Annotated in this window: 14 protein-coding genes; 7 read left to right on the top strand and 7 right to left on the bottom strand. The window is 45.2% G+C overall.

The genetic code is table 11. The annotated features are described in order from the left end of the window. Positions 1-53: 53 nt before the first annotated feature. The 5 genes from MsAg5_RS01335 to folP all read left to right on the top strand — a co-directional run bounded on the left by MsAg5_RS01335 (position 54) and on the right by folP (position 7,071). The gene (locus tag MsAg5_RS01335) at positions 54-1,112 is read left to right on the top strand and encodes a M42 family metallopeptidase (protein WP_338098835.1); all 1,059 of its coding nucleotides are present in this window, start codon (positions 54-56) and stop codon (positions 1,110-1,112) included. A 149-nt stretch (positions 1,113-1,261) separates the two neighbouring features. Next, positions 1,262-2,965 (top strand): hypothetical protein, encoded by a 1,704-nt coding sequence (locus tag MsAg5_RS01330; protein WP_338098817.1) that lies wholly within the window; start codon positions 1,262-1,264, stop codon positions 2,963-2,965. Positions 2,966-3,881: 916 nt separating this feature from the next. Further along, positions 3,882-5,132 (top strand): serine hydroxymethyltransferase, encoded by a 1,251-nt coding sequence (locus MsAg5_RS01325; protein WP_338098816.1) that lies wholly within the window; start codon positions 3,882-3,884, stop codon positions 5,130-5,132. 180 nt (positions 5,133-5,312) lie between these two features. Then, positions 5,313-6,176, top strand: a complete 864-nt coding sequence (locus MsAg5_RS01320; RefSeq protein WP_338098815.1) for a bifunctional 5,10-methylenetetrahydrofolate dehydrogenase/5,10-methenyltetrahydrofolate cyclohydrolase — start codon at positions 5,313-5,315, stop codon at positions 6,174-6,176. A 49-nt stretch (positions 6,177-6,225) separates the two neighbouring features. Beyond that, positions 6,226-7,071 (top strand): dihydropteroate synthase, encoded by an 846-nt coding sequence (gene folP, locus MsAg5_RS01315; protein WP_338098814.1) that lies wholly within the window; start codon positions 6,226-6,228, stop codon positions 7,069-7,071. An 83-nt stretch (positions 7,072-7,154) separates the two neighbouring features. Here the strand turns inward: folP and MsAg5_RS01310 are convergent, their stop codons facing one another. The 3 genes from MsAg5_RS01310 to MsAg5_RS01300 all read right to left on the bottom strand — a co-directional run bounded on the left by MsAg5_RS01310 (position 7,155) and on the right by MsAg5_RS01300 (position 11,685). Beyond that, entirely contained in the window at positions 7,155-8,708 is a 1,554-nt protein-coding gene (locus MsAg5_RS01310; RefSeq protein WP_338098813.1) for a DNA-directed DNA polymerase II small subunit, read from the bottom strand. Positions 8,709-8,809: 101 nt separating this feature from the next. Then, the gene (locus MsAg5_RS01305) at positions 8,810-10,030 is read right to left on the bottom strand and encodes an ATP-binding protein (RefSeq protein WP_338098812.1); all 1,221 of its coding nucleotides are present in this window, start codon (positions 10,028-10,030) and stop codon (positions 8,810-8,812) included. Positions 10,031-10,338: 308 nt separating this feature from the next. Continuing rightward, entirely contained in the window at positions 10,339-11,685 is a 1,347-nt protein-coding gene (locus MsAg5_RS01300) for a tetratricopeptide repeat protein (protein ID WP_338098811.1), read from the bottom strand. 219 nt (positions 11,686-11,904) lie between these two features. On the opposite strand from MsAg5_RS01300, the gene MsAg5_RS01295 reads away from it, so the two are divergent. Next, entirely contained in the window at positions 11,905-12,432 is a 528-nt protein-coding gene (locus MsAg5_RS01295; RefSeq protein WP_338098810.1) for a S26 family signal peptidase, read from the top strand. 122 nt (positions 12,433-12,554) lie between these two features. Here MsAg5_RS01295 and MsAg5_RS01290 read toward each other — a convergent pair whose 3' ends face one another. The 3 genes from MsAg5_RS01290 to MsAg5_RS01280 all read right to left on the bottom strand — a co-directional run bounded on the left by MsAg5_RS01290 (position 12,555) and on the right by MsAg5_RS01280 (position 13,933). Continuing rightward, the gene (locus MsAg5_RS01290) at positions 12,555-12,824 is read right to left on the bottom strand and encodes a hypothetical protein (RefSeq protein ID WP_338098809.1); all 270 of its coding nucleotides are present in this window, start codon (positions 12,822-12,824) and stop codon (positions 12,555-12,557) included. Between the two features lie 255 nt (positions 12,825-13,079). After that, positions 13,080-13,526: a hypothetical protein gene (locus MsAg5_RS01285; RefSeq protein ID WP_338098808.1), complete on the bottom strand. Its 447-nt coding sequence runs from the start codon at positions 13,524-13,526 to the stop codon at positions 13,080-13,082. A 131-nt stretch (positions 13,527-13,657) separates the two neighbouring features. After that, positions 13,658-13,933 (bottom strand): hypothetical protein, encoded by a 276-nt coding sequence (locus tag MsAg5_RS01280; protein ID WP_338098807.1) that lies wholly within the window; start codon positions 13,931-13,933, stop codon positions 13,658-13,660. A gap of 345 nt (positions 13,934-14,278) precedes the next feature. Between MsAg5_RS01280 and glmM the strand changes: the two genes are divergently transcribed. Continuing rightward, positions 14,279-15,715, top strand: a complete 1,437-nt coding sequence (gene glmM, locus MsAg5_RS01275) for a phosphoglucosamine mutase (protein ID WP_338098806.1) — start codon at positions 14,279-14,281, stop codon at positions 15,713-15,715. 151 nt (positions 15,716-15,866) lie between these two features. Here glmM and MsAg5_RS01270 read toward each other — a convergent pair. Further along, positions 15,867-16,052 (bottom strand): hypothetical protein (locus MsAg5_RS01270; protein ID WP_338098805.1); only part of this gene is annotated, 186 nt, incomplete at its 5' end.

The raw sequence follows: 16,052 nt of genomic DNA, 5'->3' as shown, positions 1-16,052 counted from the left end.
CAAAACCGGCAGCCAAAACAACCGCGACCAAAGGAAACCTCGCCAACGTTTCCATGCTTCTCGAAAAATATTCCAACGCTTACGGCGTTTCCGGCGATGAACACCGGATTTATAAAATGGCCAAAGACGATTTGAACGGCTGCGTCGATGAAATTCAGGAAGACCCGCTCGGTAACTTGATTGCTGTCCGCCGCGGCAGCAAAACCGGTCCGACTATCATGCTGGCGGCGCACATGGACGAAATCGGCCTCATGGTCAAAAGAATCGATGAAAACGGCTTCTTAAAGTTCGCCAAAATCGGCGGCTGGTTCGACCAAACGCTCTTGAACCAGCGCGTGATCGTTCACGGGTCCAAAGGCGACCTTTACGGCGTGATCGGCTCTAAACCGCCGCACGTGATGACGGCCGAAGACGCCAAACATCCGGTGAAGCACACGGACATGTTTATCGATATCGGCGCCAAAAGCACGGAAGACGCCGCCGGTATGGGCGTTGAAGCCGGAACTTATGTTTCGACCGATCGCGAATTTAAAAAATTGGCGAACGACCGCGTGACATCCAAAGCCTTTGACAACCGCGCCGGCCTCGTGATTATGATTGAAGCCATGCGCCGTCTGAAAGGCAAAAAGATTGAGGCGACCGTTTGTGCGGTCGGCACCGTTCAGGAAGAAGTCGGCCTCAAAGGCGCCAAAACCTCAGCGTACGCCGTGGACGCGGACGTGGCGATTGCGATCGACACGACGATTCCGGGCGACCATCCGGGCATTTCCAAGAACGACTCCGCGCTTGAAATCGGCAAAGGACCGGTTGTCACCATCGCAGACGCTTCCGGACGCGGTTTGATTGCGCACCCGACGGTTGTAAAATGGATTCGCGAGTCCGCCAAATCCAAAAAGATCGACGTTCAGCTCGGCGTCGGCGAAGGCGGCACAACGGACGCGACATCGATTCATTTGACAAAAGAAGGCATTCCGACCGGCACTATCAGCATCGCCACCCGCTACATTCATTCGCCGGTGGAAGTTCTGGATTTGAACGACATCGAGGCCTGTGTGACTTTGGTGGTGACGGCGGCTGAAAACGCGCACAAATATTTCTCAAAGAAAAATTAAATAACATGACAATGATATTAAATTCAATCAATTGAACAAAAACAGACAATTTGATCAATCAGATTTAATCCGGTTGATCAAAATATCATTCTTTTATTTTTCTTCACTTTTCATGTCGATTTTCTAAAAATGATTTCGGGAGAATTATTATGGGCTTATTCAATTTTGAAACGACGCCGGCGAAAGCCGTTGAGATGCTTGGGGCGGACAATCCGGCCAAAGTCGAGAAAGGCATTGATTTCTTAGTGGCCGGCGGCGCCGATATGGTTCCCTTTATGGTGGAAACCTTTTCAAAAGAAGTGCCGATGGCGGACAAATCCAAAAAGCACGCTCAGGTTGCCCAACATCTGTATGCGCTGCTCTGCAAATCGGAAGTGCCTTACCAGCTCAGTTCTGAAATCGTTTTGACACTGGTCCGAAAGCCGGCGACGGTTTCTTTTGATTTGTCTCTTCTTCCGCGGTCGATGTGCGAACACAGTTACACGCTGCTGGAAGAAACGTTTCGGACCGGCGACGTCGATACGAAAAAGCGCACCATTCCGTTTTTGAAAATGATCCGGCTTCAGCCTTCCTTTTTACCGATTCTTTCCCCGCTGCTCACACGGGATTCCGGCATCATGGAGGAAAGCCTTTCTCTGATTCCGCTGGTTGACGGCGATTTAACGCCCGTTTCCGACGCGCTTTACGGTGCGATGGACGTTTATCCGCACGGCGACGCCGCGATGAATGCGATTATTGCGTTGAAGGGACGCCTCCCGGCCAATGTTCCGATGTTGAACCGGTTCTTGGACGAAGTCAACACGCCGCTTCAAAAGCGCGCGATTTACACGACGATTGCTTTGGCCGAACCGGAAATGGTTTACAGCACCGGCGATGAAATCGGCGACGAAGCCCTTTACATGCTTCTCGAACGCCCGATTTTGGAAGACGAATCCGCCCGCGCGAACACACTCGAGCTTTTGGAAAAGAAACAGCAGCAAGGCGATCAGCTGAGCCCGAAACAATTGGATCTTTTGTGGATGATTTTGGTCAACACCGATTCCAATTTAACGGAAGAGCGCGGCATGAAATTTTTCGGCCGGATTGAAACGTCCGTCCGCTCCCTGGTCTTTTGGTATGCGCAAAACGGTACGCAAGACGAAATCATCTGCGCGCTCAAATGTACCAACTACATGAAAGAATCCGGTGCGCTCATTTGTGCGAACCTGCTTCCGATTTATTTGGGCGACGATTCTCTTCTGTTGGAGCGCGCCGGCTATCCCGCGTTTAAATTCATTGCCTTGGTCATGAAAAAGCATTGCGGCGACGAACCGTTGATCAGCGCTCTCGCCAAAAAGATGCGGGACTACTGCGTCATGGAAAACCTGGAAACGCCCTCCGAAGTCATGAGTATTCTCGGCACCGGCGACCTTTCCGACGTCATCGAGTGGTCGGTCAAACGCATTTTTGAATCTTACGGCGTCGGCTACGACATCACGTACGCGGATGAAATGTTGAAAGGTATTTCGGATTTGGTCGGCTTTGACAAAAACGTTCTCAACGCATTCATCCGGGCCGTCGGCTTCGCCTACGGTTACGACAGCTTTGAAAACAAGCCCGCGCCGAACAACAAAGAAGTGGTGGCGTCCATCAACCGGCTCCGAACCGTCAACACGCCGGCCACAAGCAATTTCCTGCACTTCATTTCCAAAAAGAAAGACATCATGGCGACCTGTTCGGACGACGAAGGCAACCGGATTTCAACCATCCGTTTGTCGTTTGAAGACCACCGGAAATTGGCGCAAGACGAGCTTTCCCGCCGCGAATTCCCGGGTTACAGCCCGCAGAATTATTTGAAACAGAAGAAGTATTAATCATTTGATTTGACGGGCATCGTGCGCGCAAAAATTCCTGCGCTTTGCTTCGGAATTTTTCAGGGCGGTGGGAGTCTGTTTCCGTAAGTTCGCTTCGCGAACGGCTCCCGCCGGTCGCTAAAATTTTGGTTTTGCTTGTTCCAATTCTCGTGCAAACCATCCCGCAAAATCAGACGCTTTGCGTCTGTATTTTGCGGATTCCGATCGGCAAGATGCATACCAATATTACAAAACTGAGTTGCACCTACAGTTGACTGTTTTTAGATTACAGTTTGCACCTTCAGTTTCCAACAATACAGGTCTTTCTTGGTACCGATTTGCACCCACTGTTTCTAACAATATAGGTTTTTTTGGTACCGATCTGCACCTACTGTTTTTAACAATACAGTCTTTTCTTGTTACCGTTCTGCATCTACTGTTTCTAACAATACAGGTTTTTCTTGTTACCGTTCTGCATCTACAGCTTCCAAAAATACAGTTGATTCCTGATCCGGTTCACAGCAACTGTTTCCACAAAACCTTCCCATATACGGTATCCGCTTAAACAGGCGCGGCACGCGCCTGTTTAAGCGGGATGGTTTGCAAGGGAGGGAAGGAGGCGGGAAAAACAGAAAAAAATTAAAAAACGATCGGATGGTTCTATAATACTCAAAAACAAAAATGAAAGACGCACTTTCTACGCTCGTCTCCAAAAAAGTGTCGCTATAACGCGCGCGTCGCCCCGCCGCCAAAAAACAAACAAAAAAACCTTGACGTCAAAAGGACCAAATCTGAACAAAATTATTTGTCATTTTATAATCCGAAATTTATATTCGCGTTTTCTCCGGTTATATATTTATATTTTAATCATTTTTTAGCACATATCATTTAAAATCTTATTTTTCGTCCTGTTTATAAACACAGAGGAATGAAATTCATGTCTTATTTTGATCTTGAAAATCTGAAAAAAGCAGACCCTGAAATGGCGCAAGTGTTTGCCAAGGAATTGGAACGCCAGGAAACACGTCTCGACTTAATCGCTTCCGAAAACTATGCCAGTATGGCCGTCATGGAAGCTATGGGCAGCATTTTAACCAACAAATACGCCGAAGGTTATTCCGGAAACCGGTACTACGGCGGCTGCGAAAACATGGACCTTGCCGAAAACTTGGCCATTTCCCGCGCCAAACAACTGTTCGGCGCCGAACACGTTAACGTTCAAGTCCACTCCGGCTCGGGCGCCAACATGGCGGTCTACTTCGCCGTTTTAAAACCGGGAGACACCATTCTTTCCATGAACTTGTCCGAAGGCGGCCACCTGTCTCACGGCAGCCCCGTCAGCTTTTCCGGCCAGCTTTACAACATCGTTCCGTACGGCGTCGACCGTGAAACCGAAATGATCGACTACGACGAACTCGAAAAACTCGCCAAAGAACACAAACCCAAAATGATTGTCTGCGGCGCTTCCGCTTATTCCCGCATTATTGATTTCAAACGCTTCGCCGAAATTGCGGCAAGCGTCGACGCCTACCTTTTGGCCGACATCGCCCACATCGCCGGGCTTGTCGTCGCCGGCGCTCACCCGAGCCCGGTTCCGTACGCCGACTTCGTGACCACCACCACCCACAAAACCCTTCGCGGTCCCCGCGGCGGTATGGTGATGTGCAAAGCCGAATACGCCAAAGCCATCGACAAATCCGTGTTCCCGGGCACCCAAGGCGGTCCGCTGATGAACAACATCGCCGCCAAGGCCGTCGCGTTCAAAGAAGCCCTCTCGGACAAATTCAAGAACGACCAAATCCAAACCGTGAAGAATGCCAAAGTTGTTTCCGACACACTCCAAGAGAAAGGATTCCGCGTCGTCTCCGGCGGCACCGACAACCACCTCATGCTCATCGACTTGACGGCTTACAACATCACCGGCAAAGACGCCGAAGCCGCTTGCGCCAAATCCGGTATCGTTTTGAACATGAACACCATTCCGTTCGACAAGCAAAAAGCGTTCATCGCCAGCGGCATCCGCGTCGGAACCCCGGCCGCCACCACCCGCGGCATGAAGGAACCGGAAATGAAAGTTGTCGCCGACGTGATTTCCCGCGCCGTCAAAAACGCCGGAAACGACGCCGAGCTTGAAAAAATCCGGCTTGAAGTCAAAGCGCTTTGCGAAAAATTCCCGGTTTACAAATAATTAAACCATTCAAAACCAACGAATCCGTTTAATCATTCAAACCGTTAATCATTCAAACCGGTCATGAGAAAGCCGAACCGGCTTTCTTTTTCTAATTTTTTTCTATCCGTTATTTTATTTTTCAAAAACAACAGTTGTTGTCATCATTTTATTTCAAATCATTACAATTTGGTAATTTTCATGTCTGATGCAATTGATTCTTCAAAGATTATCGACGGCAAAGCCGTCGCTCAGAAAGTGGAAGCGGAAGTCTCAAAAACGGTTGCCGCTCTCAAAGAAAAAAATATTTTTCCGAAATTAGTGACGGTCCTGGTCGGCGAAGACCCCGCGTCCCAAATGTATGTTCGGATGAAACACAAAGCCTGCGAACGCGTCGGCATTCTTGCGGAGGATTGCATTCTTCCGGCCACGATCACCGAGTCCGAGCTACTGAACAAAATTCAGGCGCTCAACGCCGACAAAACGGTATCGTCCATCTTGGTTCAGCTGCCGCTTCCGAAACACATTTCCGCGCAAACCATTATGAACGCGATTGATCCGAAAAAAGATGCGGACGGATTCCATCCGTTCAACATGGGCAACTTGCTGATCAATGAAGAAGGGCTTGTGCCGTGCACGCCCAAAGGCATCATCCGCCTTCTTGAGGAATACAAAATTGACGTGCAAGGCAAAAACGCCGTCGTGGTCGGCCACAGCAACGTCGTCGGAAAACCGATGGCGGCCATGCTTCTCAACCGCAACGCCACCGTCAGCGTCTGTCACATTTTCACCAAAGATTTAAAATCATACACCATCGAGGCCGACATTTTGGTGATCGGCGTCGGCGTCAAGCATCTCATCAAAGAAGACATGGTGAAACCCGGCGTCGTCGTTTTCGACGTCGGCATCAATCAAGATTCGACCGGCACGCACGGCGATGTTGATTTCGCCAATGTGATTCACAAAGCGTCGCTTATTACACCCGTTCCGGGCGGCGTCGGACCGATGACGATTGCGATTTTGATGTCTCACGTTGTGAAATGCGCTGAAACGATAGGTCAATAAGCCCATAAGATTGGATGAATAGATGGAAAACAAGCCTCGGGGGGATGAGTTGGCATTTCAAACGCGAATTTGCGGGTTAAACATCGGCGGTCAAAATCCGCCGCTTGTCATGGGCGTCCTCAATCTGAGTCCCGAATCTTTTTACAAAAAATCGGTGCAAGATAACAATTCTCTGTTAGCCGCCGCTCAAAAGATGGTGGATGACGGCGCTTCTTTAATCGATGTCGGCGCTCGCTCAACCGCGCCCAATGTGGTGCCCATCACCGTTGAAGAAGAAAAAAAACGCCTTCTTTTCGCCTTGGATATTTTACGGGACAACATTTCTGTTCCGATTTCCGTTGACACGATGTACGCCGAAATTGCGGCGGCTGCGCTTCACCGCGGCGCGTCGATGATTAACGACATTTCCGGCCTCAAGAACGATCCCGAAATGGCCGCCGTCATCGGCGATTTTGACGCCTGCGCGATTTTAATGGCGACCCAAAAAAAGCCGGGCGACCCGCTCGGCGTCAACGCCGTTTTGTCGGCGCTGTCCAATTCAATTTCAATTGCCGAATCCGCCGGCATTGATTCTCAAAAAATTGTTTTGGATCCCGGCATCGGTCATTGGGTTCCCGAAAAAACATCGGCATACGATTTTGATTTGATTCATCATTTTGAACGCCTCTCCGTTTTTGAAAAACCGGTTCTGGTTGCAGTTTCCCGAAAATCTTTTTTGGGCGACGCCACACAAAAACCGCCGGAAGGCCGTCTCATTTCAGGCGTCGTCGCCGCAAGCATCGCCGCTTACAAAGGCGGGCACATCATCCGGACGCACGATGTGGCGGAAACGATGGACGCTGTGAAAATTGTTCATTCGATTTTGACGAAAAAACCGGATGTAAAAAAAGTGTAATTCCTAAAAACCAATTACCGGTTTTGTTCGTTTTTGATAAAAATGAGTGCCGTAACGCGCGCGCATGGCGCCGCCAAAAATTTTCAAAGCGCGTCTTCATCGTACAAATTAAAATCTAAAATTCGCGTCTTCATCGTTTTTAAATCCACCATCGGAACCTTTGCCGGCGTCGGCATAATATTCACTTTTTTCTGGAAATCCGTTTGCGCCTGCCAAGTGCCGGAATTGATCAAAATAATATTTTTGTAACTGGTCACGCCAACCGTATGCACGTGCCCGCAGTGAATAATGTCAGGGACCTGGTCGATCAGCAAATAATCTTTCTTTTCCGGGGAAATCATGACTCGGCTGCCGTATGTCGGTGCCAGGTGCCGGCGTTTGACCATTTCCATCATGCCGGTCGTCGGGGCTTGGTAGGAAACGCCTTTGATGCTGGCCACCAAATCGTCCATGGAGCAGCCGTGGTAAATCTGAATGTAAACGTCGTCGAGCGACACAAGCGCCGGATTGCCGACAAAGGTTACGTTTTTCGGGAACATGTCCCGGATAATTTTCGGAAACGTCAGCTGCGGTTCCGCCCGGCGGACGGCGTCGTGGTTTCCGGGGGCGACGACGATGTGAATGTGCGGCGGCATTTGGTGGAAATAATCGGCAACCGCCCGGTATTGGTCATAAATTTCGGGAATCTCAAGGTCGGCTTCTTGGTTCGGATAAATGCCGATGCCGTCGACGATGTCGCCGGCCACAACCAAATAACGGACGTCAGCGGCGATTTCCCGCAAAACCGGATTCTCATTTTTGCCGTTTAAAAAGTCCAAAAAGAGTTCCCACTCCTCTTTCATGAATTCTTTGCTGCCGACGTGAATGTCGGAAATGAATAAGGCAATGCCTTCCGAATGTCTTTTGGAAGACAAACTGTTCGGAACGTCCGGCTGCGTGATCTTGGACGCCATTAAAATGCCGCCGTCGGGTGATAAATTTCCGGTGACGCCGATCACTTCGTCCAAAATTAACTTCGAAGCAATTTCAATCAATGCCGTATCTTTTTGGTTGATGAGAACCGGAAACGAGCCCGTCGGATCTTCAAGAACAATAATCATATGCTGGTTGTTGGTCGTGCTTTTTTCAGCGACCATCCCGATGATCGATATTTCGGACGATCCTTCGTCTCTAGACAGTGGTTTGATGTATTTTCCTTTGGAAATACTTTCGATCGGACGCGAGCTCACACGCGAGCGGATCATTTCGCTGAGCCGGGTGTAGCGGTCGCGGAAATATTGAACGAATTGATTATACTCGCCGACGCTGGTCGATTCGTCGCTGACGTCGACCATGACCTGAACTGTGTTTTGTTCAAAAGAATATTTGAATCGGAATGCGTTGGCGTTTGCTGCGTCCTGATCAAAACCAAGGTCCTGTGTTGGATCCTGCGTTTTTTCCGTGTAGTTCGGAATGGCGGCGGCAATATGCTGCGGCTCGATTACGAAAACGGATGTGTCGACTTCCGAAAAAAGAGAAATAAGGCAATTATCCGGGAACTTGCAGTCGATGAGTAAAGAAATCGCGTCCGGATTAATCATAAATCCGGCTTCTGATGCTTTTTCTAAAATGACCGATTCGTCCATGTTGCGCCTCATTCGTTTTTCTATTTTTGATCTTCTTTTCTGCTTTTTGTATTTGTTGAATTCTCTTAATATCTGTTTTGAATTTAAATGATTTTGCTTTTGAAATATTCTTTTTAATCTGACTTCTGACTGATCAAATATTCATAAACAGGAATTACCCGAATCATGTGTTGTCCTTTTCGAATCAAATCTTTTTGATTGACAGTGACGATTATTCCGTTCTCCTGCTTAAAATAATCCAATGCTTCGACCAAACCATCGATTTCGCGTTCTTCATTCTCGTGGTTCAGCTCCCAGCAAACCTGAATGATTTGTTTGACTTGACCTTTATTCATTTCAATAAAGTCGCATTCTTTTGAATTTTCATTGAAATAGTATATTTCCTTCCCGTGGCGGCGAAGTTCGCAGAAAACAATGTTTTCAAGCAAGCGTCCTTTATCTTCCGAAAACGACACACTTCCGGCTTTAATCAGGCCTGTGTCGTTAACGTACATTTTTTTAGGGGCAAGCATTTGTGATTTTAAGGAATATGAAAATTTTGGAACCATGTGAATCAGATAGCAAGATTCAAGGTGTGAAAAATAATCCAGAATGGTTGATGGGGATTTGATTCCGATCATTTCTTTTAATTTGCTGGGAGTTGTCAGTTTTGCGGCATTAGACAGCAAATACGAAAATAACTTTTTCACGGACGCTGCATCCTTAATGCCGTACCGGACGACAATATCTCTGTTGATAATATCTTCGATCAGAAAGCTCAGTATTTCATGATGACCGGTTTTGACGACTTCCGGAAAACCGCCTGTTTCCACATATTCGTAAAACGATTGTTCGGACGGATCGAGTTTTTTAAATTCGATAAATTCGGAATATGAAAACGGAAACAGTTCTTTGGTAATGTGCCGTCCAGTTAATTTGGTGCCGAGTTCTCGGCTCAATAAGCTGGCGTTTGATCCGGTAATGATGACTTTAAATCCTTGGTCTAATTTTTGACGGACATAAAGTTCCCATCCGCGAATGATCTGAATTTCATCAAAAAACAAAACTTTCAGTCCGGACGACTCAATGACCTGGTCTAAAATGATGAAATCTGATATTTGGAATTCATAAAGGCGAATGTCTTCAAAATTAAAATAAAAGGCATCTTGATTATTTTTTTTAACATACTGATGAAGCAATGTGCTCTTTCCGCACCGGCGAATTCCTGAAATAATTAAGGCGTGAGATGACAGATTTGGCAGCAAATCTAAAGTATCTCGTTCAAGTCCGGCATCCGAGATTGTCAGGTGTTCTTTTTGCTCAAACGCAATTTGTTCAAGGACGGATTGTTTCATTTTGATCTGGTGTTATTTAAGGAATAAACAATATATGTATATTTCGTTTAAAATGGAATATATATTCCATTTTAAACGAAATATTTATCTCATTGCAAATGGAATATTTTGTAAAACAATATCAATCTCTTTAATTTAATGTTTTAAAATTTAATCTGAATGTTTTATGTTATTTTATCTATTTATTCCAACATGAATGGAATACTTATTCCAATCCAAATGGAATACTTATTCCAATCCAAATGGAACATGTATCCCATTATGAATTAACTTTCTTTTCCATTTCAAAATCAATTTCTCAATCCGGATTATTCTTGCAGATACTTTTTAAATTCGTCAATGAAATTCAAAAGTTCGTCCGCTTCTTTCATTTCATAAACCGTTTTCAATTTGTCAGCAATTTCCAGCGCCTTGTCAAAGTTTTGCCGGAAAACTTCCGCCATCGCCATATAATAAAGGCTGTGCGATTGGATGACTTTGTCCGTTTCCGGATTGTCCGTCTTTATTTCTCCCAACTGGGACAGTTTTTCCATCCACGGTTCATACTGTTCCGGTTTTGTTTCCGGGTCGACGGACATCATCATGATGTGAATAATTGATTCGTACAGGCGCAGAAATGCATTGTCCGGCGCAATTGAAAGTCCTTTTTCCGTCAGAACCAAAGCGTCGTCAAGCTGGTAACTGACGTAAAGCGCCCGAACCCGCTCCAAAATGGCGTTCGGATCTTGTTCCATCTTTTGTTCCCAATCCAAATACGCTGTCAGCCACTCTTTAGCAATTGGCGGAACCTCGTCAAGTTCCGCTTTTGCGCCTTCCAGTCCCCGCATGAAGTAAAAATCGTTCTGCAGAGCTGAAAAAACGGCCGGTGTCCATAAAATTTTAGCAATTTCATCCAAAACAGCGCGGTCGTCGTCAGTCGCATCCCACAATTCGTAACCGATCAGCGTGGCATACCACTGCGCGGCGCAGTCCGCATCTTCCAGTTCCCGGCAAAGCGCTGCGACTTTTAATATAACATCGTACAAAGGCATTTCCTTGACCGGCAACGCCTGAACGCCTGTGAGCGTGCCGTTGTCAACCAGCTGCTGCCAAGTTTTGCTGCCGGCATCGCAATAAAATAAATTTTTGTTATCGGGGTTGGCTGTATTTGTTGTGCAGCTGCAATCGTTTCCACATCCGCATCCGTCGTCGTGGTTTTCACATTCACAACCGTCTTCACAGCTGCATTCGCCGCCACATTCGCAATCGTCATCACAGCTGCATTCGCCGCCACATTCGCAATCGCCATCACAGCTGCATTCATCGGCATCCTTGTCGCCGCATCCGCAATGTCCGCATCCGCACCCGTCATCATCTCCGTTTCCGTCATAGAAGCTGTCGTCCGTCAGCCATTCGGCATAATCGTTTTCGACCAGTGCGTCGAATTCTTCTTTTCGGGCGGCGTAGTCGGGGTGTTTTTCAATCGGGAGCGCAAACAGGTAATTGTATTTCAATAGAATATCTTTGACTCGGAAGTGCGTGTAGCCGGTGTCCCATTGCGCTTGAAAATTGTACAAATTGTACAGCAAATCCCGTTTCTCTTCAAGGGAAAGGTCGCTGTCGTCGATACAGTAAACGGAACATTCTACCACGGCTTCAATATCATGCATGCTCATTGTTTTTTCTCACGGTTTTGTTTGTGATTTCATTATTGATTCAATTTCAATATTTTACTTTTAATCCAATTAAAATATGCTGGTCATAAATTCTTCATTTTTTTGGCAAATCTTCTCAAAAATCGGACCTGTTTTTCCCTTATTTATTTTTTTTGATTTTTTCAAAATCAATATGTTTTTAAACGTTTAAGTTGTGGTCTTTATTCCAGAGGTTTAGAAATGGATGAAAAAATAAAAGACTTCGGAAAGGACATTTTAACGGTTTTGGCGATTGTCGCCGCTTTTTTGATTTTTTGTCAATTGGTCTTTGGCCTTTGGACGCCGATGTATGTCGTTCAATCCGGAAGCATGGAACCGCATATGAATATTGGGGACATTATTTTCATCAAAGATATTGACCGCGTAACGGTCCAAACCAACGAAGACGCGCTCACATCCGCCAATCCGAAAGAGAAGTTTGGCGGCTACGGCGATGTGATTCTATACCGCCCCAACGGCAGTAAAACAGCTGTTCCGATCATTCACCGCGCGATGTATTACGTGGACGCCGGAGAGCCGATGTGGGTCGGCGGACCGGCCGCGCCGCACGCCGGATACATCACAAAAGGAGACAATCCGGTCACGAATCCGCTTTTGGACCAGCAAACGCCCATCAGTCCGAATACGCCGGTCAAAGAAGAGTGGATCATCGGAGTTTCTAAATACAAAATTCCGTATATCGGGAAAATCAGATTGATTTTCTCGTAATTTTTTAATTTTTAATTTTTAATTTTTGTTTTTAATTTTTGTTTTTAAGTTTTCATTTTTGAGCTTTCTGTTTTGTTTTTTATGTTATTTTTTCTTTTTTTGATACAGGATTGGGTTGGTATTTACCAACCCAATGCTTTAACAGCTTCTTCCGGCGTCATATCTTTGGTTCGTTCATAATCGGCCCGGCTCATAAAAAGTGGTCCGGTTGGGACATTATCATCATTGTTGCCGCATTCGTCCATTATTCGGTCAAATTCTTCCTCGCTCATATTTTTTATGCAATTGATGATTTGATCCACCAATTCATCGCTCATAACAGTTTCATCGAGATCGTCATCAACTTGATATGTTTCAGCGGTTTCACGTATTTCCTTGCCGGTTTTGGTCATTTTTATTCTCTCCCGATTTTTGTAATAATTGATTTTATCAATCATAAACTCTAAACAATATCTAATATTTTCTAAGGATATATTAAAATTTTTATTTTTTCTAATTTTATGAATATTTTTAATACAATAAATTCTGTATAAAAATCCTCTAGATAATGGAAATGGGTATGTATCTTGGAATCTATCAAGTTTATAATAATTTGTTGTCAAAACAAACATGTCATATCGAGCCTTTACCTCTTCATTTTGATATAACTAATCATACACAGAAACATCCTTGTATTGATTTTTTAAATATTTTGTTTGGTAGATTGTATTGTATATTTTTGACAATGCCGCTTTGTTTTTTTCGTTATCTAAATCTAAATAGTTAATATTTTGGAAATTTGAGACAATAATTGCAAAATTTTCTTCAAAATAACGATATGTTTCACAACATATTTTTTCCCATTCAAGTTCGTCTCGTTCTCCTTTTTCAAATTCCAACAATCTTTTCTTCATATAATCTCGAAGCATCCACCACATGGCGTAAATTTCATTGTCATAAAAATAAACACCTTGTCCCAAATGCAGTGAACCTTTTGATGAAATCATAAAACCGCCAGATAGGATCTTTTCTGCATTGGTTTTGGTCGTCCCGTGATATAGTTCTCCGCTGTATTGGTTGACATTCTTAAATGGATTTTTAAAATTGAATACCATGATTTGCCTCCATAACCGGCAACATTGGCTTCGTTATTAAGTATTTTTATTTTATCAAAATCGGAATGTTTAAATAAAATGGCAATTGCTGATACTCATTTTTTGTATATTTTCGAGATTTGGGTTGGTAATTACCAACCCAATGCCTTAACAGCTTCTTCCGGCGTCATGTGCTTGGTTCGTTCATAATCGGCCCGGCTCATAAAAAGAAACCCATCCGGGATCTCGTCATCGTTGTTGCCGCATTCGTCCAATATTCGCTCAAATTCTTCATCGCTCAAATTTCTAATAAAGTCTAAAACTTCTTGCAGCAATTCTTCACTGATTGTTCCATCATCTGATTCGGTTTCGTTTTCAATCTGATGCGTATCAACTGTTTCATGCTCCCCATTATTCGTTTTTTTCATGCTTGTTCTCCTTATTTTTTTTAATAATTGATTTCTCTGTCATAAATTTTAAACAATAATCGGTATTTTCTAATGGTATATAAAAATTTTTCATTTGTTGATTTTTATGAATATTTTTAATAGAAAATATCCTGTATAAATTATCTCTCGTGCGTGAAACGGATGTGTATTTTGAAATTAATTGGGTTATAATAATTTGTTGTCAGAACAAATATATCATATCGGCTTCTTCTTTTTCAATTCGTCTGCAGGACTTTTATATTTCTTTGCTCTTATATTCAAGCACTTTAAGAATTTTAAAATACCAAATTGAATTAAAAGATTAAACTTAAAAGTAATCAAGGAATGATGATTTTGTCACTTTTCGGAACAAACGGCGTTCGTGCGCTGGCCAACAAAGAATTGACGCCTGAAATGGCGCTTCGCTTATCACAAAGTTTCGGCGCTTTTTTACGCCGCCGCAGCAACAAGAAAACGCCGGCTGTCGCCGTCGGAACCGACACGCGCATCACGGGCGCAATGCTCAAAAATGCCGTCATTGCCGGCCTTTTGTCTTCCGGCATCCGCGTGATCGATCTCGGTATCGTTCCGACACCGTCGCTTCAATATTATGTCAAAAACGCAACTGTCGACGCCGGACTTGTGGTCACCGCGTCGCACAACCCGCGCGAATACAACGGCATTAAATTGATTGCCGGCGACGGAACCGAGTTTTCGCACGAAGACGAAGCCGTTGTCGAGGAAATTTACAATTCCGGAAAATTCACGTATGCGGACTGGTCTCAAACAGGCGAACTACTGGCGGATCCCAATGCCAACGATTTGTACGTGGGCGGCATTTTGTCCCGTGTCGACCAAACTGCTATTTCCGGCCGCAAACTGCGCGTCGTCGTCGACACCGGATCCGGCGCCGGATCGCTCACGCTTCCGGTTTTGCTTCAACGGCTCGGCTGCCAAGTTTTAACCGTCGGCGCGCAGCCGGACGGCACGTTCCCGTGGCGCAACCCGGAACCGGTGGCTGACGCGTTGGGCGAGATGTCGGTTTTGATTCGCATGTTTAACGGCGATTTGGGAATCGCTCAAGACGGAGACGCCGACCGCGCCGTTTTCATGGATGAAAACGGCGAATTCATCGATGAAGAAATCATGCTGGCCATTATCGGAAAATTTGTGCTTCAAAAGGAAAAAGAGAACGGAACCAAAACCGGAACCAAAATCGGACCGGTCGTGACGACCGTCAGCACGTCCAACCGGCTCACCGACATCGCTAAAGAAGCCGGCGCAGACATTTTGTACACAAAAGTCGGATCGATTGACGTCGGCCGGAAAATGATGGAAAGCTGCGCCGTTTACGGCGGCGAAGGCAACGGCGGCATGATTTTCCCGAACCATCAGATTTGCCGGGACGGCGGAATGGCCGCCGCCTTTGTCATCGAATCCATGATCAAAAACGATGTCAAAGCGTCCCAATTCAAAAAAATGGTTCCCGAATATTTCAACGCCAAAACGAAAATTAAAACATCTCCGAAAGACCCGAAATCGGTCATGGAAAAACTGACGGCAGACATTTTGTCTCCCGCAACCAAAAAGGAAATCGGCTACGCTGACGCGGATACGATTGACGGCGTCAAACTCCGCTTCAAAACCGGCTGGCTTTTGATTCGTCCGTCCGGCACTGAACCGATTATCCGGATCGTTTCTGAATCGAAAACAAAAGAAGAAGCTGACAAGTTTTTGAAAATCGGTGAAGGGATTGTTTTGAAAAATTTGGAGAAAAAATAAATTTATTTTTCATTTTTAAACATCAAGCAAGCAATCCCGCAAAATCAGACGCTTTGCGTCTGTATTTTGCGGAATCCGATCAATAAGATGCATTCCAATTTACAAAATTGAGTTGCACCTACAGTTAACTGTTTTTAGATTGCATTTTGCATCATCTGTTTCCAACAATACACATTTTTCCTGTTCCTGTTTTGTATCTTTCTGTTTCTAACAATACAGGTTTTTCTTGTTCCTGTTTTGCATCTCTGTTTCTGACAATACAGGTTTTTCTTGTTCCCGTTTTGTATCTACTGTTTCTGACAATACAGGTTTTTCTTGTTCCTGTTTTGCATCTCTG

The organism is Methanolapillus africanus (genome assembly GCF_032714475.1).
Lineage (GTDB): Archaea > Halobacteriota > Methanosarcinia > Methanosarcinales > Methanosarcinaceae > Methanolapillus > Methanolapillus africanus.
Note: the sequence above shows the minus strand (reverse complement) of the source record. Positions and strands in the feature narration are given on the sequence as shown.

Coding starts and splice junctions, on each gene's coding strand:
- MsAg5_RS01335 (WP_338098835.1), top strand. CDS start 54: ATGCTTCTCGAAAAATATTCCAACGCTTACGGCGTTTCCGGCGATGAA.
- MsAg5_RS01330 (WP_338098817.1), top strand. CDS start 1,262: ATGGGCTTATTCAATTTTGAAACGACGCCGGCGAAAGCCGTTGAGATG.
- MsAg5_RS01325 (WP_338098816.1), top strand. CDS start 3,882: ATGTCTTATTTTGATCTTGAAAATCTGAAAAAAGCAGACCCTGAAATG.
- MsAg5_RS01320 (WP_338098815.1), top strand. CDS start 5,313: ATGTCTGATGCAATTGATTCTTCAAAGATTATCGACGGCAAAGCCGTC.
- MsAg5_RS01310 (WP_338098813.1), bottom strand. CDS start 8,708: ATGAGGCGCAACATGGACGAATCGGTCATTTTAGAAAAAGCATCAGAA.
- MsAg5_RS01305 (WP_338098812.1), bottom strand. CDS start 10,030: ATGAAACAATCCGTCCTTGAACAAATTGCGTTTGAGCAAAAAGAACAC.
- MsAg5_RS01300 (WP_338098811.1), bottom strand. CDS start 11,685: ATGAGCATGCATGATATTGAAGCCGTGGTAGAATGTTCCGTTTACTGT.
- MsAg5_RS01295 (WP_338098810.1), top strand. CDS start 11,905: ATGGATGAAAAAATAAAAGACTTCGGAAAGGACATTTTAACGGTTTTG.
- MsAg5_RS01290 (WP_338098809.1), bottom strand. CDS start 12,824: ATGACCAAAACCGGCAAGGAAATACGTGAAACCGCTGAAACATATCAA.
- MsAg5_RS01285 (WP_338098808.1), bottom strand. CDS start 13,526: ATGGTATTCAATTTTAAAAATCCATTTAAGAATGTCAACCAATACAGC.
- MsAg5_RS01280 (WP_338098807.1), bottom strand. CDS start 13,933: ATGAAAAAAACGAATAATGGGGAGCATGAAACAGTTGATACGCATCAG.
- glmM (WP_338098806.1), top strand. CDS start 14,279: ATGATGATTTTGTCACTTTTCGGAACAAACGGCGTTCGTGCGCTGGCC.